Origin of the sequence: Mucilaginibacter ginsenosidivorax (assembly GCF_007971525.1) — a bacterium.
Lineage (GTDB): Bacteria > Bacteroidota > Bacteroidia > Sphingobacteriales > Sphingobacteriaceae > Mucilaginibacter > Mucilaginibacter ginsenosidivorax.
Genome location: NZ_CP042437.1, coordinates 1,182,158 through 1,200,177, shown reverse-complemented (window position 1 = coordinate 1,200,177; position 18,020 = coordinate 1,182,158). Strand labels below are relative to the sequence as shown.

23 protein-coding genes are annotated in these 18,020 nt (G+C 42.6%); 18 read left to right on the top strand and 5 right to left on the bottom strand.

Features of this window, described 5'->3' with window-relative positions; genetic code table 11:
* Nucleotides 1-8 precede the first annotated feature (8 nt).
* From FSB76_RS04825 to FSB76_RS04810, 4 genes are all read left to right on the top strand, one after another.
* Nucleotides 9-1,439 (top strand): hypothetical protein, encoded by a 1,431-nt coding sequence (locus FSB76_RS04825; RefSeq protein ID WP_147052449.1) that lies wholly within the window; start codon nucleotides 9-11, stop codon nucleotides 1,437-1,439.
* Between the two features lie 80 nt (nucleotides 1,440-1,519).
* Nucleotides 1,520-2,077 carry a histidine phosphatase family protein gene (locus tag FSB76_RS04820; protein ID WP_147052448.1) on the top strand — a complete coding sequence of 186 codons (558 nt, stop codon included), beginning with the start codon at nucleotides 1,520-1,522 and terminating at the stop codon, nucleotides 2,075-2,077.
* 94 nt (nucleotides 2,078-2,171) lie between these two features.
* Nucleotides 2,172-2,564 carry a phosphatase PAP2 family protein gene (locus FSB76_RS04815; protein ID WP_147052447.1) on the top strand — a complete coding sequence of 131 codons (393 nt, stop codon included), beginning with the start codon at nucleotides 2,172-2,174 and terminating at the stop codon, nucleotides 2,562-2,564.
* 8 nt (nucleotides 2,565-2,572) lie between these two features.
* Entirely contained in the window at nucleotides 2,573-2,770 is a 198-nt protein-coding gene (locus FSB76_RS04810; protein ID WP_147052446.1) for a phosphatase PAP2 family protein, read from the top strand.
* 21 nt (nucleotides 2,771-2,791) lie between these two features.
* Here the strand turns inward: FSB76_RS04810 and FSB76_RS04805 are convergent, their stop codons facing one another.
* The 3 genes from FSB76_RS04805 to FSB76_RS04795 all read right to left on the bottom strand — a co-directional run bounded on the left by FSB76_RS04805 (nucleotide 2,792) and on the right by FSB76_RS04795 (nucleotide 4,806).
* The gene (locus FSB76_RS04805) at nucleotides 2,792-3,424 is read right to left on the bottom strand and encodes an outer membrane beta-barrel protein (RefSeq protein WP_147052445.1); all 633 of its coding nucleotides are present in this window, start codon (nucleotides 3,422-3,424) and stop codon (nucleotides 2,792-2,794) included.
* A gap of 27 nt (nucleotides 3,425-3,451) precedes the next feature.
* Entirely contained in the window at nucleotides 3,452-4,264 is an 813-nt protein-coding gene (locus FSB76_RS04800; RefSeq protein WP_147052444.1) for a sterol desaturase family protein, read from the bottom strand.
* Nucleotides 4,265-4,449: 185 nt separating this feature from the next.
* Nucleotides 4,450-4,806: a hypothetical protein gene (locus FSB76_RS04795; RefSeq protein ID WP_147052443.1), complete on the bottom strand. Its 357-nt coding sequence runs from the start codon at nucleotides 4,804-4,806 to the stop codon at nucleotides 4,450-4,452.
* 269 nt (nucleotides 4,807-5,075) lie between these two features.
* On the opposite strand from FSB76_RS04795, the gene FSB76_RS04790 reads away from it, so the two are divergent.
* The 4 genes from FSB76_RS04790 to FSB76_RS04775 all read left to right on the top strand — a co-directional run bounded on the left by FSB76_RS04790 (nucleotide 5,076) and on the right by FSB76_RS04775 (nucleotide 7,831).
* The gene (locus FSB76_RS04790) at nucleotides 5,076-5,393 is read left to right on the top strand and encodes a ferritin family protein (RefSeq protein WP_147052442.1); all 318 of its coding nucleotides are present in this window, start codon (nucleotides 5,076-5,078) and stop codon (nucleotides 5,391-5,393) included.
* 11 nt (nucleotides 5,394-5,404) lie between these two features.
* The gene (locus tag FSB76_RS04785; RefSeq protein ID WP_147052441.1) at nucleotides 5,405-5,923 is read left to right on the top strand and encodes an O-acetyl-ADP-ribose deacetylase; all 519 of its coding nucleotides are present in this window, start codon (nucleotides 5,405-5,407) and stop codon (nucleotides 5,921-5,923) included.
* A gap of 62 nt (nucleotides 5,924-5,985) precedes the next feature.
* Nucleotides 5,986-6,567, top strand: coding sequence for a Crp/Fnr family transcriptional regulator (locus tag FSB76_RS04780; RefSeq protein WP_147052440.1), 582 nt, complete (start codon nucleotides 5,986-5,988; stop codon nucleotides 6,565-6,567).
* A gap of 247 nt (nucleotides 6,568-6,814) precedes the next feature.
* The gene (locus tag FSB76_RS04775) at nucleotides 6,815-7,831 is read left to right on the top strand and encodes an alpha/beta hydrolase family protein (RefSeq protein WP_147052439.1); all 1,017 of its coding nucleotides are present in this window, start codon (nucleotides 6,815-6,817) and stop codon (nucleotides 7,829-7,831) included.
* A gap of 42 nt (nucleotides 7,832-7,873) precedes the next feature.
* On the opposite strand, the gene FSB76_RS04770 is transcribed toward FSB76_RS04775, so the two are convergent.
* Entirely contained in the window at nucleotides 7,874-8,473 is a 600-nt protein-coding gene (locus FSB76_RS04770; protein ID WP_147052438.1) for a hypothetical protein, read from the bottom strand.
* A 183-nt stretch (nucleotides 8,474-8,656) separates the two neighbouring features.
* On the opposite strand from FSB76_RS04770, the gene FSB76_RS04765 reads away from it, so the two are divergent.
* From FSB76_RS04765 to FSB76_RS04720, 10 genes are all read left to right on the top strand, one after another.
* Nucleotides 8,657-11,074 (top strand): glycoside hydrolase family 3 N-terminal domain-containing protein, encoded by a 2,418-nt coding sequence (locus FSB76_RS04765; RefSeq protein WP_147052437.1) that lies wholly within the window; start codon nucleotides 8,657-8,659, stop codon nucleotides 11,072-11,074.
* 87 nt (nucleotides 11,075-11,161) lie between these two features.
* Nucleotides 11,162-11,605: a DUF695 domain-containing protein gene (locus tag FSB76_RS04760; protein ID WP_147052436.1), complete on the top strand. Its 444-nt coding sequence runs from the start codon at nucleotides 11,162-11,164 to the stop codon at nucleotides 11,603-11,605.
* Between the two features lie 18 nt (nucleotides 11,606-11,623).
* A complete protein-coding gene (locus FSB76_RS04755) occupies nucleotides 11,624-12,346 on the top strand; it encodes a DUF2071 domain-containing protein (RefSeq protein ID WP_147052435.1) in 723 nt (240 codons plus the stop codon).
* Nucleotides 12,347-12,348: 2 nt separating this feature from the next.
* Nucleotides 12,349-12,723: a hypothetical protein gene (locus FSB76_RS04750; RefSeq protein WP_147052434.1), complete on the top strand. Its 375-nt coding sequence runs from the start codon at nucleotides 12,349-12,351 to the stop codon at nucleotides 12,721-12,723.
* 10 nt (nucleotides 12,724-12,733) lie between these two features.
* A complete protein-coding gene (locus FSB76_RS04745) occupies nucleotides 12,734-13,165 on the top strand; it encodes a VOC family protein (RefSeq protein WP_147052433.1) in 432 nt (143 codons plus the stop codon).
* Nucleotides 13,162-13,854 carry a DUF4288 domain-containing protein gene (locus FSB76_RS04740; RefSeq protein WP_147052432.1) on the top strand — a complete coding sequence of 231 codons (693 nt, stop codon included), beginning with the start codon at nucleotides 13,162-13,164 and terminating at the stop codon, nucleotides 13,852-13,854. The genes FSB76_RS04745 and FSB76_RS04740 overlap by 4 nt, the downstream gene beginning before the upstream one ends.
* A 19-nt stretch (nucleotides 13,855-13,873) precedes the next feature.
* Complete coding sequence (locus FSB76_RS04735) at nucleotides 13,874-14,386, top strand: hypothetical protein (protein ID WP_147052431.1); 513 nt, start codon at nucleotides 13,874-13,876, stop codon at nucleotides 14,384-14,386.
* Nucleotides 14,387-14,483: 97 nt separating this feature from the next.
* Complete coding sequence (locus FSB76_RS04730; protein ID WP_147052430.1) at nucleotides 14,484-15,014, top strand: hypothetical protein; 531 nt, start codon at nucleotides 14,484-14,486, stop codon at nucleotides 15,012-15,014.
* 51 nt (nucleotides 15,015-15,065) lie between these two features.
* Nucleotides 15,066-15,509 (top strand): hypothetical protein, encoded by a 444-nt coding sequence (locus FSB76_RS04725; protein ID WP_147052429.1) that lies wholly within the window; start codon nucleotides 15,066-15,068, stop codon nucleotides 15,507-15,509.
* A gap of 152 nt (nucleotides 15,510-15,661) precedes the next feature.
* Nucleotides 15,662-16,888: an ROK family protein gene (locus FSB76_RS04720; RefSeq protein ID WP_147052428.1), complete on the top strand. Its 1,227-nt coding sequence runs from the start codon at nucleotides 15,662-15,664 to the stop codon at nucleotides 16,886-16,888.
* Nucleotides 16,889-16,990: 102 nt separating this feature from the next.
* Here FSB76_RS04720 and FSB76_RS04715 read toward each other — a convergent pair whose 3' ends face one another.
* Nucleotides 16,991-17,842 carry a hydroxymethylglutaryl-CoA lyase gene (locus tag FSB76_RS04715; RefSeq protein WP_147052427.1) on the bottom strand — a complete coding sequence of 284 codons (852 nt, stop codon included), beginning with the start codon at nucleotides 17,840-17,842 and terminating at the stop codon, nucleotides 16,991-16,993.
* Between the last annotated feature and the right edge of the window lie 178 nt (nucleotides 17,843-18,020).

Sequence of the window (18,020 nt, the reverse complement as noted above, 5' to 3'; positions counted from 1 at the left end):
ATACAACGATGAAAAAATATATAGTTCCTATCATTTGCATAATTGTTGCAGCATCTGTTTCTGGTTGCCAGAAATGGAAAGGCGAGCACACCGATATCTACAGCTACACACCACCTGCCGCCAGCCCGGTAAGCGATAAGGCCCCTCTTTCATGCTCGGCCAGCGGTACCTCGGTAGTTTCTGTAAAAGGCACCATGCTGTCGGGCAAAACCTATAGTGTAGAGGCTGGCTGCGACCTTGTTATCAATGCTACCGATACCCTGTTAATGCAATCGGGTGTTACGCTTAATATGGGTTTAGGCAGCAGTATTATTGCCCTTGGTACTTTTGTAAGTAATGGTTCAAAAAATGCCCCTAATTGGATTACAGTTGCGGGGATTACCAAAAATGATGCCCCAGGTGGTTTAGCCCCGGCAAATGACCCAGCTTATGCAGGTAAGTGGAAGGGTATTATTGGCGGGCCGACCTGTAATTTACTTGTTTTACGTTGGACACATGTTGAATATGGCGGTTTAACCGAAGGTAAAGCAACCTCAACAATTGCCGGCTCGGGTACAGGTAACCAGTACAGCATTTTGTTTGCCAATTATAAAGGGAACTTTATTATGGAAGATTCATGGCTTTATGGCGGTGTTGATGATCCTATCCGTATCTCGGCAGGTAAAATCGCTATCTTCCGTAACACCTTCGAAAAAAATGGTGTTAGTGGTGGCGATTGTTTAAATGCCAAAGGCGGTACTACCGGTACCATGGCTTATAACCTGTTTGTTGGTACTGCAACCAACGGCCAAAAAGCTTCAAATAAAGGGCAGGCAAGCGGAGCGCCGCAAACCAATATTGTAATGTACAACAATACATTTGTAAGTGGTGGTTACAGGCAGGTGCAAAGCGGCCGTGGCGGCTGTATCAATTTTGAAGAAGGCGCAGCCGGTAAGTATTACAATAATGTAGCCATAAACTGCCGTTTTGGGTTCCGTGTTGTTGGTAGTCCTATTGCCGATATTGCTCATCTTGCATACGGCAACAATTACCAATGGGCCGACTCGTTAAGCGTTGCCAACCAGTTTTATCCAACAGGCTATATTACCCAGCCACAAACTACTGATATCCCATCAATTACAACATCTGCTAACTATCTGCCATCCACCTACACAGTAGGGTCAATTTATGATGGCAGTGATGTTGTTCAAAAAAACAACCCGATGTTTCTTAATTTTCCATTACCTACCGTGGGAGGTCATGCTTTATCTCAGTATTCTGCAGTTGGTAATTACAATTTCCGCCTGTTGGCAAACTCTCCGCTTATTGGTAAAGGAAATACAACTATAGCGCCGCTAATCACGGTTCCGATTGACAAGATTTACGGTTTATCTGAAGCTACCTTACCTGGTTCCGATTTAGGTGCCTACCAATTAAACGGAACAGGAAATCAACATTAATACAAGATTGTAACCTTAATTTGTGATAACCGGGTTTTTATAAGCCCGGTTATCACGTTTTTTAACAGAATTTTATCATAATGAAAAAAATCATCAGCGCTTTTTTATTAGTCCTTACAGTTACGTGTTTTTCGTTACCTGGTGCGCATGCCCAGACTGCCAACCTTAAAATAGTTTTCATTCGCCATGCCGAGAAGCCGCTTAAAGGCGATAACTTAACCTGCGAGGGTTTAAACCGGTCATTAAAACTACCGGCTGTAATAACCGCAAAATTTGGTATCCCGGCGTTTGTATTTGTGCCCTCGCTTGGTTTAGGCGAGGCTACCAAACATGCACGTATGTTTCAAACTATTGTACCGCTTGCGGCCAAATACAATTTAACCATAAACAGCAGCCGAACCGAGAAAGACTCGTTGGGCATGGCCGCAGATCTTAAAAGCCGTAGCGGTGTTGTACTTGTTTCCTGGGAACACGGCGGGATTGCACCAATAGTAAGGGCGCTTGGTGTAAAAGAAAGTGATTTAAAATGGCCCGATGATGATTATGACAGCATTTGGTTAGTAACCTTTAAAAATGGTGAAGCTGTTTTAACTAAAGATAAAGAAGGTATTGTACCCGCAGTTGGTTGCGCTTTTTAATAAATACAGCAAAACATTATATTGCAAAGCTTTTTATTAAACCAAATACTTATTTAGTTTGAACGCGCGCCGAAAACAGATCCTTAACTATACCATGGCAGCCATCACCTTGGGTTTCGTGTTGCTTACCGTATTTGTTTATTTCGACCCCGCTTCGGTATTCGATCTTAATTTTTCAAAAGAGGTACAGGAACACCAGAACCCTCTTTTGGATAGTATCATGGTAGCTATAAGCTGGCCAGGGTATGTTCCGGCATCGCCCATCATCGTATTGTGTACTGCTCTTATATTTTTTGTATATAAATATAAAAAGGAAGCTTTGTTTGTGGTGTTAACCATGCTGTCGGGCCTCATTAGCACGGTTATTAAAGTGGCCGTAAACCGGCCCCGGCCAACGGAAGACCTGATTAGGGTTGCAGCAAAAAATCAGCAGCAAAGTTTCCCGAGCGGCCATGTGTTGTTTTATGTTATTTTTTCGGGTTCTTAATTATTCTCATGTTGCGGCTCGAAGCTATCCCGAAAGCTATAAAAATCGTCGTTTCGGCTATTTGCCTTTTTTTAATTTTTATGATACCTGTTTCAAGGGTGTATTTGGGTGCCCATTGGTTTACCGATGTATTAGGCGGATTTTTACTGGGCATCATCTGCCTGTATATACTAAGCTATCAATACCTTAAAACAGAGTCAAAATAAGCCGGGCCAATTTGCTTTTGCTTAAAATAAAACAGTAGTGAACCCAACGCTAAAATTTAAGCTTTGCGGGTTAAGTAAATGATAATTGCCGCGGGGAGACAGGTAAAAGTACGAAGGTTCAAATACCAGGGCAAAATGCTCGGCCAGGTAGTACTCGGCCCCAGCGCTAAGTTTAAAAGATAAATGGTGGCGACTTACCTGATCGACAGTGATGGTGCCTGTGTTAAAATGCACCCTGTCGTAACTGTTTATGCCAAGGCCAGGCTGAAATAGCCCAAATAACTTTAATGCGCCTGCTTTATGCCTGTACCCTACACCCAGCGAAAAAATGGACGAAGACAGTTTTCCGGTATTAACATTAGTAGGCGAGTTGGAGTATACCTCTTTATAATGGTTTGTTATTGCATCGTAATTAAACCTGTAAAACAACGCATTCCCTTCAACCGGCCTAAACTCAAGTGCGGTGGTAATCATAATCCCCGCCTGCATATCAAGATCTGTTTTGACATTGCCCAGCGGCTGACTTAAACCGATCTCACCCGGGAAATAGAATTTAGACATAATGCCATTACTTTGCCCATAGCCAATTTTACTACATCCAAAAGTTATCAGTAATAATAAAATACAGCCAGTTAATAATGGTGATAACTTCATAGTAGCGTTTAAATATAACTTATGGGATTATTTCCGTTCCAGCTTCTGAAACGGAATTTTCAGTATATTTAAAAATACACTGTTTTTTGAAGGTTCCAGGTGGGTGTCTACCCCAAATACAGTGTGCTCCTTTTCAAGCTCGGCAAAGGTGCCAAAAAGGCGGTCCCAGATGCTTAAAACATCACCATAGTTACAATCGGTATAAGGCAGCTGGTAATGGTGGTGCACATGGTGCAAATTAGGCGTAATAAAAACCAGGCCCACTATTTTGTTGATACGGTTGGGCAACCTGAGCGTGGTATGTGCAGCTATATTTGAAAACGTTTGCACCGTTTGTCTTAAAACAAGCACCATAGCCACAGGCCCCAGCAAGAAAACCCAAAGCATCTGGAAACTGGTGCGTACAAAAGTTTCGCCCGGATGCTCCCTTACAGTGGTTGAAACATCAACCTTTAAATCGCTGTGATGAACAAGGTGGAACTTCCATAGAAAATCGAACTTGTGCATAATAACATGATAAATATACTCGCAAAGGTCCATCAGTATAAATAAACTGGTATAGTATACCCATGGGTTTTTATGAAAAGGCAAATAATTAATAAGGCCCCAATGGTGTTGGTTTACCCAGGCAGATACAAGCAGTACAAGGCTTATCATACCCAACTGTACAGGAAGCGCCGTTAAAATAAAAAGCAGGTTTACACGCGTATGTTTAAACTTTTCAGTGGCAATACTATTTGTAAAAATCACTTCGCTGCACCATAACAACGTAATAATCACGGCAAAATAAGCCAGTTGTACTATATCCTGATTTTTGGCAATAAAGGACTGGGCCATCATTGAATATCGGTGTTGAATTATGAGTATTAAGAAAGTCAGTCAGCGCGCTGAAAATTAACGCTATGTAACAAACATATATACAAATTCTGAGTGAATGTTGAAGTATTGCCCCGGGTGTTAATAGAATTTTAAATTAATATTGATTTTTAGCCACGGTGAGTGGGGTACACTGAAATTACGTCTGGCTATTTATCTAATTTAAACCTTATGGAAACGGCATTTCGCCCCCTATAATATTTGCCGTTGATAAAGGCCGGTAGTTTATCATAAGAATCATGCATATTGGAGAGAACAAAATATTCAATTTTTTGGATATATCTTGATTGGAACATCAGATGATTACTTGCATCGGGGTGGCCACTGTTGGCGTAATAGGTCACGGAGCCCATTTGTATTTGGCTTGCCCCACTAAAACCGTTGGCAAGGTTAAGTTTAATTTGCTGGCCGCGAAAATTTGCGGTGTATGTGGCGGCACCCTGCTGGGCAGAACATAAAAAAGGCGATGCTATTAACAATAAAATAAGTAAAGTTTTAGACTGCATAAATTTGATTTTACAGGAGATAGTACGGGCAAGGCAAGGGGCGGGTTACAAATAAATTCAAAAGGCAAAATTCAAAAGTAAAAATAGACTGTCTTATTGGGGCCTTATTTAATACCCCAAAAAATCTATGCGTAAAATAGATAATAAATAAAACACATCGGCGAATAATAAGGTTTTTACTCACCACACTTTCTACCTTTCACCCCATATAAATAATTATCCATTCAAACAAAATTCGCATACAGTGTTTTATTGATAAAAAGAATATTATGTCATTTGATCAATACCACGAACCGGTAGATGAATTATCGGCCGAAACCCGCACATTTGCAAGGATGATTGTTTCGCTTACCGAGGAGGCCGAGGCCATTAACTGGTACGAGCAACGCATAGCTGTAGAAACAGACAAGGAGGCCAAAGCTATTATGCAAAATGCCCAACAAGAGGAGTTTAAACATTTTGGCATGGATTTGGAATTTTTGCTGCGTAAAAAGCCCGTTTGGCGCACCACCTTAAAAGCTATTTTATTTCAAAAGGGTGATATTGTTGAGTTGGGCAGCAAAGGTGAGGAGGCGGCCGAAGACTAAACTATTTTGTAATGAGTAATCAACGAATAAAACTGGTACAAGGCGACATCACCAAAATTAAAGCCGACGCTATTGTTAATGCTGCCAACACATCATTATTGGGCGGTGGCGGAGTTGATGGCGCCATCCACCGGGCAGGCGGTAAGGCTATACTTGAAGAATGTATCCAAATCCGTAACCGGCAAGGGGGCTGCAAAACCGGCGAAGCGGTAATTACCACCGGCGGTAATCTTCCCGCAAAATATGTGATACACACGGTTGGCCCGGTATATAATAACGGTGGTAAAGGCGAAAATGGATTACTGGCTTCCGCCTATTTAAACAGCCTTAAACTGGCTGCAGAAAACCATGTGGAAACCATTGCTTTTCCTAATATCAGTACGGGTATTTACCATTTTCCTAAAAAGAAAGCGGCAAGTATCGCTATAAAAATCGTACAGGATTTCCTGGCCGGGAACGAGAGTATTAAAGAGGTGGTTTTTGTTTGTTTTGATGACGAAAACTGCGGTATTTATAAGGGCTTACTGTAACCATGTACAATTTGCCTTGCTTATAATAAGGGCTTCTGCTTCAAATTTATTATGTTAGCTACATGCACCCGGTTTTAACACAATATTTTTCAGGCAAGATTAATCTTTCAGCCGGGCACGAGGCATTGATTGAGCGTTGTTTTAAGTTAAAATATGCCAGGCGTAACGAGATCCTGGTGCCAAAGGGCAGCGTAGCCAAAAATATATACTTTGTAATTAAAGGTTGCCTGAGGGTTTTCCTGGTTGACGACAATGGGAGCGAGTCGACCAGGTTTTTGATATTTGAAAACAATATGGGAACGGCTTTCCCGAGTTTTATAAATGGCACGCCGTCGTTGGCGGCTATTCAAAGTCTGGAGGCGTCAGAACTATTTGTACTTAGCCGGCACGACAGGGATCTCCTCCTAAAAGAGATTCCCGGCTGGGAAACCATGTACCGTATCGGGCTTGAGCAGGATTATATTGCATCCATTCAACGGATAGAGAGCCTGATTACCATGGATTCAAAAACCCGTTACCAGGTGCTGATGGATACCCGGCCTGATATCATCAGGCGATTGCCCAATAAAATAGTGGCCGATTACCTGGGCATCTCGCAGGAAACATTAAGCCGGTTGAAAGCCCCACGGCCTCCTAAAGCCTAAGCGCTAAGCTCCTGCGAGCCTTCAGCTCGTGGGCCACATGGTTTCAGCTTTCAGCTGAACTTAAGCCAGCGGCTTAAACCTGGTTAACCCACGGGTTGCGCTAAAGCTAACCCCGCGGGAGTTCACGCCTGGCCGCCAAACCAATGACTAATGACAACTGACTAATGACCGACCTGATTTATTGACAATTGTCAATTTTTTTGTTAATGATAAAGGCTTGCTTTGTAGCATTAAACCACAACAAATTATGTACAAGCAAATTATAACCTGCTTTATATTTTTACTATCAGGCAATATCGTTTTAGCACAGACCAATATTGGCCAGCGTACTTTTCAGTTTAAGGATCAAAAGCGTAACCGCCCGGTAACAACCGAGGTTTGGTACCCCACAACGGATTCCGTTAAACCTACCGATAAATACTTTTCGCCGTTTACCCGTGTACAAACTGTGCGCAATGGAAAACTGCCTGACGCTAAGTTGCCGGTTATTATGCTATCGCATGGTACCGGCGGTGGCCGTTTAACGCTGGAATGGCTGGCAGCTGCGTTGGCGCAAAATGGCTTTATTGTGGCCGCTGTAGATCATTGGGGCAACACTTACGACAACAAGATTAGGCTGGAGTTTTTAAAAGCCTGGGAGCGCCCGCAGGATATCAGTTTTGCATTAACCTCGCTGCTGAACGACCGGGATTTTAAGGCAATAATAGATCCCGACAGGATAGGGGCAGCAGGCTTTTCATTTGGCGGGTTTACAGTGATAGCCCTTGCAGGCGGCGAATTTGATTTTGATGTGCTGCGCAATTATTATAAAACAACAGGCCGCAAAGAAATCGAGATTCCCGAGTATCCGGGCCTGGTAAAATCACTGGATGATAGCACCCTGGTGGCCGAATCAAAACATTATCCTCCGCTGAAAGATAAACGTATCAAGGCATTTTTCTCTATTTCGCCGGCCCTGGGTCCCGGTTTTGTAAAAATGCAGCAGGTGAAAAATATCAGCAGCCCTGTTTATATAGTGGGGTCGCAAAGCGATAGTATAGCGCCCGTAAAAACTAATGCCATCCATTACCACCAATTGATAAAAGGATCGCAGCTATACATTAACCCCGGCAAAACCGGGCATTATGTGATGCTGTCAGAAGCTATAGAACCTGTAAAAAAAGAAGCCCCCATGTTATTTACCGATGATCCATCTGTTAACAGGCATGCCGTACACTTGAAAGTAGATAGTTTGGCTGTGGCGTTTTTTAGGAGAACACTGTAACGGCCTTAGATGGCGGATACGTAAGGCCAAATGATTGAAACTTTATTTAAGCAGAATTTCTGGCGTTGGGTAAACAGTGAGTTTACGTACCTGTTCATCTTTGTATTTTTTCAATGATCTTAAAAAAGGTGTAATATTGTCGCCATATGCCCTGTGACTGATACCAAGGAGCATTATGCCTTTGTGACCCGTTTTATCAGTATAAGGTTTATAATCGTAGGCACTCCATTCAACAAGGCTCAATGTATCGCTGTTACCTTCGCTCATAATAAAATTAAGGATGTATTCATTACCATCCTGGCTTTTAACAACCTCGAAATTACAAACTGCATCTGTTTTTTTTCGCTCGTAGATGGTGTTTATCTGGGCACGCACCGCATCCTTGGCCGGTAAATCGGTTATAATAAAATCTATCAGCAACATATCATTAAAGCCTTCAGCAGCATCACCTTTGGGTAAATATTCCTGCTTGTAATAAGTATTATTGGGATGCGAGCTCCATGATAATGTGAATTCTGTTTTGTCGAAAGAAATAACTGTGGGAATGCCATAATAATTTACAACTTCGTCGTGAACAGCACTTTTAAAGCCTGTAAGTATAACAAGTAAAGTAATTAAAGGAGTTGCATATTTTGGAGACATATGGTTGGTTTAGTTGTGCTAATTTACTAAATTTAATGGTAAGCACAACACATGGTCTTCTGCATGTATCGTTCCTTTTTGCCACTTAAGCCATTGTGCTCAGCCAATTGTAACAGCTTAGTGATTTGTTTCCGGCATTACTATATTCTCCTATATTTGAAGTACAAACCGCAATTCATCTACATGAGAAAAAAGTATTATCTGCCGCGTATTTGCATGGCAACGGCAGTGGTTGCCGGACTTTCCCTATCGGCATCGGCTCAACAAAAAAATATTTATCATAAAGGTTGGGTAGATTTTAATAAAAATGGTAAAATGGATGTGTTTGAAGACCCATCGCAGACTGTGGACAAACGCGTTGCCGATTTACTAAGCCAGATGACCGTTGATGAAAAAACGTGCCAGATGGCCACCTTGTACGGCTATAAACGGGTATTGAAAGATGAAATGCCTGTAGCCAACTGGAAAAACGAGATCTGGAAAGATGGCATAGCCAATATAGATGAGGAACTGAACAACCTTACGTCGCATACGGATGATGCGCCTACGCAGTATTCGTTCCCTTTTAGCAAACATGCATCGGCAATCAACACTATCCAAAAATGGTTTGTGGAAGAAACCCGCATGGGCATCCCGGTTGATTTTACCAACGAAGGCATCCACGGCCTGAACCATGACCGGGCCACACCTTTGCCGGCACCAATTGGCATTGGCAGTACTTTTGACAAACAACTCGTACGCCAGGCAGGCCAAACCGTAGGCCGCGAAGCCAAAGCTTTGGGCTATACCAACGTTTACGCCCCTATACTTGACCCGGCCCGCGACCAGCGCTGGGGCCGCGTGGTAGAATGCTACGGCGAAGACCCTTTTCATATTGCCGAAATGGGTAAGCAAATGGTTTTAGGTATGCAGGAGGAAGGGGTTGCATCAACCCTTAAACACTTCGCGGTATACAGCGTACCCAAAGGCGGCCGCGATGGCGCAGCGCGTACCGATCCGCATGTGGCACCACGGGAAATGCACCAGGTTTATTTATACCCTTTTCGCCGGGTTATCCAGGAAGCGCATCCTATGGGCGTAATGAGCAGTTATAACGATTGGGACGGTGTACCCGTTACAGGTAGTTATTACTTTTTAACACAATTGCTGCGGCAGCAATTTGGCTTTAATGGGTACGTAGTAAGCGATAGCGAAGCGGTTGAATACCTTTATTCCAAGCATCACGTAGCAGCCGATTATAAAGAAGCCGTAAGGCAGGCAGTTGAGGCTGGCCTTAATGTGCGCACCAATTTTACCATGCCGCAAACTTTTATTTTGCCGCTGCGCGAGTTGATTAAAGAAAATAAGATATCGATGAAGGTGATAGATTCGCGGGTTGGCGATGTATTGCGGGTAAAATTTCGCCTGGGTTTGTTTGATAGCCCGTATGTTAAAGATCCGAAGGCTGCTGATAAAGTTGTACATACGGCAGACGATGCCGCGATGTCGCTTAAAATGAACCGCGAATCGATGGTGTTGTTGAAAAACGAAGGCGGCTTACTGCCTTTGGATAAAAAGAAATATCCCAGGATATTGGTTACCGGCCCATTGGCTAAAGAAACCAATTATGCCATTAGCCGCTACGGCCCATCGCATAACCCGGTTACCAGTGTGTACGATGGCCTGGTGAATTATATGGGTAACGATGGCGTAATTGTTTATGCCAAAGGTTGCGATATGATAGATGCTACCTGGCCCGAGAGCGAGATTATTGAAACACCGCTAACCCACCAGGAACAAATAGAAATTGATAACGCCGTAAACCAGGCCAAAAATGTGGATGTGGTTATAGCCGTTGTGGGCGAGGATGTGGATAGGGTAGGCGAAAGCCTGTCGCGTACTGGCTTAAACCTCCCCGGCAGGCAATTAAAGCTGATCCAGGCATTGCAAGCCACCGGCAAGCCCGTGGTTATGGTAATGATAAACGGGCAGCCGCTTACCATCAACTGGGAAAATAAATATGTGCCTGCTATTTTAGAGGCCTGGTTCCCAAGTGTGCAAAGCGGGCAGGTAATAACCGAAACCTTATTTGGTGATAATAACCCGGGTGGTAAGCTACCTATCACTTTCCCAAAAACAACTGGGCAAATTGAGTTTAACTTTCCCTTTAAGCCCAATGCCCAGGCAGGGCAGGGCGGCCAAAACAGCTGGGGCAAAACCAGCGTAAATGGAGCTTTGTATCCTTTTGGCTATGGCTTAAGCTACACTAAATTTGAATACAGTAACCTGGTAGTATCGCCGGAGCAGGAGAACTCACAGGGCGATGTGCAGGTAAGCGTTGATGTAACCAACACTGGCGCCCGCGCAGGCGATGAGGTGGTGCAATTATACCTGAAGGACGAAGTAAGCAGTGTAACTACCTACGAGTATGACTTGCGCGGTTTTGAACGGGTAAACCTGAAGCCGGGCGAAAAGAAGACGGTACAGTTTACCCTTCATCCCGATGACCTGGCCCTGCTGGATAAAAATATGAACTGGACGGTTGAACCCGGTAAGTTTATGGTGATGATAGGCAGCTCATCGGAAGATATTAAGCTGAAAAAGGAGTTTGAGGTTCAATGATATAACACTAAAATAAACTGGCCAAAAAAATAAAATGAAAGGTTTGCGAAGTTTAATAATCGCAAACCTTTTTTGTAATATTGGTATATGATTGAAGAATTATACCTGGGCGACTCATGGATCTCCCTCGAGTTTTCGACAGACGGAGGATTGCCTGTTTTTGTGAAATTCAGGCCTTATATGCAAAATTTTATTGATACCGGTTTTTACAACCAACGGATGGATGTGATATGGTCATATAATTCGCCCAATGAAACTTTGCTGCCACATGAAACAGACCTTGATTTGATGGAACAGGTTGAGGAAGCGCTTATGGATGTTATGGAAGAGGATAACCAAACCATCCTGGCGTTTTCATTTACCGGCGAAAACGAACGATGGTGGGCATGGTATACTACCGATGTTGATATTGCAGGCGAACGCCTGAATGCCGCATTGGCAGGTTTTGAGGAATTGCCTATCAGTATTACCGCTAATACCGACCCGGATTGGGACGAGTATAACGGCGTGCTGGAAGATTTTGCCGAATAGTTTTTAATAACCTCTCACATGAAAATACCTACCATTACCGGCATTATAGACAGGCGTATATTGGTTAACTTTGCCGTTGATCCTGATATTGCCAAACTAATAGTTCCGGCTCCGTTTAGCCCTAAAATTGTTAATGGCAAAGCTATTGTGGGTATTTGTCTTATCAGGCTAAAAGATGTAAGGCCTAAAGGAATGCCGGCTTTTATTGGGATGGGTTCCGAAAACGGCGCACATCGCATTGCTGTTGAATGGCAGGAAGATGGTGAAATTAAAGAAGGTGTTTACATTCCCCGAAGGGATACTTCATCCCGTTTCAACACCATTGTTGGCGGCAGGATATTTCCGGGCAGGCATTACCACGCCAGGTTTGATGTTAATGAGCATAGCGGCAATTATCACGTAGCTTTTGAAAGCTCGGACGGTACTACCATTAGTATTGATGCTAAAATTACCGGTACTTTTAACAGGGATTCTGTTTTTAAGGATTTAGATACGGCTTCTGATTTTTTTAAGGCGGGGGCTACAGGCTATTCGCCGAATGGCGATAAATATGAAGGTTTGTTGCTGCATACAGAAAACTGGAAGGTAGAAGCCCTGGAAGTAAGCCAGGTTTCGTCGAGCTTTTTTGAGGACGAAGCTATTTTTCCAAAAGGAACTATCGTGTTTGATAATGCCCTATTGATGACTAATATACAGCACGATTGGTATTCAAAGCCCGATAAGGCGGTTGTAAATGACTAAGTATGCCTATAAGCATCTTCCGTAAGATAAAATTTGATGCGCTGGTTATTATCACATCATTGCTAATAAGTGGCACCTATATTTTAGATAGGGTAGTGCTGTTTTTTTTAAGGATCTATTTGCGTAACCACTATGATTCGCATTTCCTGACAAAAAACAAGGAGCAGGCAGATATAAAAGGAATTGCTTACTGGTCATTGTTTATAGAAAGTTACTACCTTATTGTGTTTCATTTATTGGTGTTAACAGCCGTATTGCTGGTCTTTTTTCATAAACAGTTACGATTATATAAACGCGAACTACTTTGGGCTTACCTTATCATTGTAGTTTGCGATATTGGGTATTTTGTCGTTGCAAGATTATTTGTTAAACATTAAACAGCACATTATGGGCACATCAAACCAACAAATTATACCTATGCTGGCCTATGAGGATGGCATAGCGGCAATGGAATGGCTTTGCAAGGTTTTTGGCTTTACCGAGGTAACCCGCATGACAGATGAGCAAGGCCGCTTGGGCCATGGTGAAATAGCCATGGGCGAAAGCCTGGTTATGCTGGCCGAACCCACGCCAGATTATCAAGGCCCAAAGCATCATGCGCAAAATTGTACTATAGCTGCCAAGGCTTATGAGGTGCCCTATGTTATCAACGGGGTTTTGGTTTATGTGGATGATGTAACCCTGCATTATGAACACGCTAAAAGCAACGGGGCTACCATATTATCAGTACTGGAAGAAGGCTACCCCGGCACCCGTTACCGCGCTGCCGATCTGGAAGGGCAGCGGTGGATGTTTATGCAGAAGGAAATTTTAAAATGAAAGAAATTTATGACCTGGAATATTGGCAATTAGACAAATCCGTTTCAAACACAAAACGTTTTGCAATAGTTAAAATCAATTTAGTTTATCCTAAAGTAAAGCAACTCACCGACCTTAAACCTAAAGAACGGGTTAAAAAAATTGACAGTATATATCGTGAGGATTTAACCCGTCTTATAGCACTAAATTTATTTGACACGTATGAAATTACGGGCAAAAAGAAACGCCCTACCGGGGTAACTGCAAAAGTGAAATTTAATGACCTGAAAAAGCTTAAAAAGGTAGATTTTGTTGCAAGTATTTGGGTAACATCGGTAGATCACGCGATATTTATAAAAGCGGAGGAGCCGCCAAAAGAGCAATATTACTGTGTTAAGATGACGGGGGTTATTGAAGTAGAAGGAGTGCGCTTAAAAAAACAAGACATCGAAAAAAGGTTTGTTTTGATAAAAGCCTGGTCATTTAACGATGCTTATGATAAAGTAAAAAAGCAGCAAGAGAATTATTGTGAACCTTACCTGAATCCCAACGGCCGTTTTGTGCGCTGGCGGATTGAAAGTTATGATGATTGTTTTGTAACTGATATAGGAAATCCTGCTGAATTAGATAATCCTGAAGGCGTTGAAGTTTTTTCGGCCCTTGGAAAAAGAAAGAATAAATTGAAAACTGTTTGGGACGGAAAGCCCTGATATAACTTTTACTAAACCTATGCCGGCTTTTACCAAAATTATAGCCATTTGCCTGCTAACCCTTTCTGCTTGTTCATCTTCACCGCGGAAAAATCCTGCAAAAAATCAACATAAAAAAGTGTTGGCTGCTCATGAATATATTAACACCAGGTTGTCCGGCACCGGCAAAATCCCGCGCGAAGTTTTCATAGTTGATTCTACCGCAGCCGTTTTCACAATTTTGGATACAACCGAAATTCAGAAACGCCACAAAGCATCAACCGACGAAGAGTTTTATGCCGGTGCCGACGACCAGGTGTTTTATACTTCCGAGGCAAGAACTTTTCTTAAAAAACAACCTGTCAAAATTATAGAGCTTGATCCTGCCTATAAATACCTTGAGTTTAAACAGGCCAACGGCGTAGTTCACAGGATTAAGTTAGATACTGTTGCTTTTATATCAAACCTTTACTTCTTCAATCCCCAAAAACAATCCCATAATGTAGATATGCTGGATGTGGAAGCGGAATACAAAAAATACTTTGGCAAATAAATAGAGTTCATGGGCAATTAGTTCAATAAAGTAAATTTTGTAATTTACTTTGTAATTAAAAGTACTTTTAATATTATTGTGTAAATATTCAAATGTTATGGCAGCAATGGGTCACTTTATTTTCGAGTTATTTAAAATAGCTATCCTGAGTTTTATTTACAGCGTTTTGCTGGGCATATTGCACTTAATATTTTTGACTGCAAAGGGAATAGAGCCGGTGTTTGATAAACGAACATTTAACCGGCTATTTAAGATTGTTTATGCGTCGCTGTTTGTGTTTTCATTTACCTATTATGGAAATCACGGCCTGGGCGATGAATATAATATTCCGCTCGGATATGGCGAAACTATGCAGGCAGGCGATTTACTGCCCTGTTTTTATCCGAAGGGAAAAAATCAGGTAGCCGTGAAAAATTACCTGGTGAGGGGCGATAAATTGTGCGCCACCATCGATAGCGGCGTAATGGTTTACAACCTTAACACCAAACGGTTAAAAGATTTTAATAGCGATGAGCAATACAACGCATATGCAGAAGATCATGACTTACCACCAACCAACCAATTTCTTGGATTTGAGCAACAATACCACGATTACTGGAGCGGATGGCGTTTTTGGGTATTGCCTTAAGCCTGGTATAAGGGTCACGATCTGATCAATTAATAAGTCAATAAATTCGGTATGCGTTTTAAACCACATTTTGAAAAAATACGATTCATTTTTGGGGCCATTGTAGTTGTAACCATATCAGGTTGTTTTCAGATTTTTGGATCGGGCCCGGCCACATTTATCAAAAAATCATTTAACCCTTCGAAAACTAAGCAGGCCATCTTGTTTTGGAAAGGTGGCAATGCCACATCTGGTAATTCGTTACAGGTATCAATCAAAGGTGCAGGGGATGATTTGGATAAGGCGGAAGTGGGCAATGTTTTTACTGTTGACGACGATCATGGTAAAGCCAGGCTTAATCCCAAAGCTATCAGGTTGATTTGGAAATCTGACAGACAGCTCAACATCGAATACGATGTAAACCTGCGAACTTTTATACAACTTAAACGTTTTAATGATGACACCATTGTTTACCGGACATTTAAGCCGGTAATCCCTGCAAATCACATGGATTAATTTATTTATTATCAATTCATTACTTTTACCCAATTAACAAGGCCGTTAAAAACCGTAATAAATACAGTTGTTATATTGTACTTTATTTATAATTTTATAAACTTTAATTACTTAGGCATAGCCTTTTAAAAACTTTAATTCTTAATTGTTGAATGGAACCCGAAAATAAAGGTGTGAAGGGCAGTCAGCTCAAAAATATGATTATCAAAAGGCTTTATTTTAATAAAGCGATGTCATGTGCGGGACTGAGCGACTTGTTTGATAAAAGCATTCCGTCAATAGCCAAGGCCATCAATGAACTAATGCATGAAGGCTTCGTGGTTGAGCACGGGTACGCCCCTTCAAGCGGTGGCCGCCGCCCGCTTATGTATTCTGTTAAGGCCAACGCCATGTATATACTGGCCGTGGCGCTCGATCAGCTTACCGCGCGCATTCAGTTGTTCGATTTGCAAAACAGCCCAGTGGCCGATATGCTTACGTTTGAGCTTAAATTGCTCAATAACCCCAATGCGCTAACTATACTTACTAACCAGATTAATAGCTACATCAAAACATCGGGTGTAGCCAAGGGTAAAATTGCCGGTATCGGTATCGGCATGCCAGGGTTTATCAATGTAACCCAGGGCATTAATTATACCTATCTTGACGCCAACGGCAGCCTTACTGCTTACCTCACCGAACATACCGGTATTACCACTTATATTGATAACGATTCGAGCCTGATAGCCCTTGCCGAGCAAAAGTTTGGTATTGCCAAGGCGCAAACCGAGGTAATGGTAATTAACCTGGGCTGGGGTATTGGTTTAGGGATGATTGTAAATGGGAAATTATTCCGCGGGCATAACGGTTTTGCCGGTGAGCTAAGCCATATCCCCTTATCAGAAGATGGTTCACTGTGCGAGTGTGGTAAAAGGGGTTGCCTGGAGGCTGAAGCATCAATGCTGGTAGTAGCCCGTAAAGCCATAGAGGGTATTCAGCAAGGCCGTATAACCAGTTTAAAACACAATACCAACGATCACTCCAAACTTATGGGTGATGCCCTGCTGGATGCCGCAAACAACGGCGACCAGTTTGCTATTGAATTACTATCAGATGCCGGCTACAAAATAGGCAAGGCGCTGGCCATCCTTATTCATATCATGAACCCGGCTATTATTGTGTTGAGCGGCCGTGGAGCAAAAGTTGCCAAAATATTGATGGCGCCCATACAACAGGCCCTGCACAAATACTGTATCCCGCGTTTATCTGCAGGTACCGAATTGTTAGTTTCTGAATTGGGTTTTGATGCCGAACTTGTTGGCGCCGCAGTGTTGGTAATGGAGAATTTTGATAAAACGGTGAAGGCAAAGGTGGCGAAAGCTGCGAAGACTATCGTTTGACCCAACCGTCATTGAGGTACGAAGCAATCCCGAACTATGTGGGACTTAGCATGTCGAGGATTGCTTCGTACCTCGCAATGACGGGAAACAGAAAAAATAATTCTACAAAAATACCCTCCCCGAATATTCCATCGCTTCCCGGAATTTGTCCATATAAAGCCCAGTGGGCTCTTTTTGACTTTCGAGGTATACAATTAGGTTTTCGGTGGCGATGTTGCCTGTAAGGTCATCTGCGGCCATGGGGCATCCGCCGTAGCCTTTAATGGCTGTATCAAATCTTTTGCAGCCGCTTTGGTAAGCAGCTTCTATTTTGGGTTGCCAGGTATCAGGTGTGCTGTGCAGGTGGATACCGAATTCGGTTTTTGGAAATGCCAGGCAGAGTTCTGGATATATGCTGCTGATCTGGTCCGGCTCCGAAATGCCGATAGTATCGGCAAGGGCTATGTTATCAATTCCTTGTTTTACCAGTTTGCCTGTCCAGTCATGAATAACGCCGGTGTTCCATTCATCGCCATACGGATTACCAAAGCCCATTGATAAGTAAACGAGTAGTTTTTTGTTATTGGCAATCGCTAATTCCTGCATCCGTTTTACATTCTCAAAAGCCTGGGATAGGGTAGTATTGGTATTGCGCAGCTGAAATGTTTCGGAAATTGAAAACGGATACCCCAGGTAGGTTATTTCGGGATGCTTCACGGCTTCTTCGGCGCCACGGTAATTGGCAATAATGGCCAATAGTTTTGACTGTGTATTGCTTAAATCTAATTTACTCAATACCTCTGCCGTATCCTGTAATTGTGGAATAGCCTTGGCCGATACAAAACTCCCGAAGTCAATCGTATCAAAACCCACCTGCAAAAGCAGGTTGATATAAGCGGCCTTTATATCCGTAGGAATAAAATGCACAATGCCCTGCATGGCATCGCGGGGGCACTCGGTTATTTTTATAGGCATCTGTTGTCTGTTTTGGGAGGTGTGAGGTCTGATACTTAAATACAAGGTTAAATATTAAATTAAAAATAACAAAGATCCACGATGTTGTCTGTTTTGGGAGGTGTGAGATATGGTACTTAAATAGAAGGATTAAATACTTCAAATGCTAATCTTCAACTTCCGGCCACTGATCTCAGTC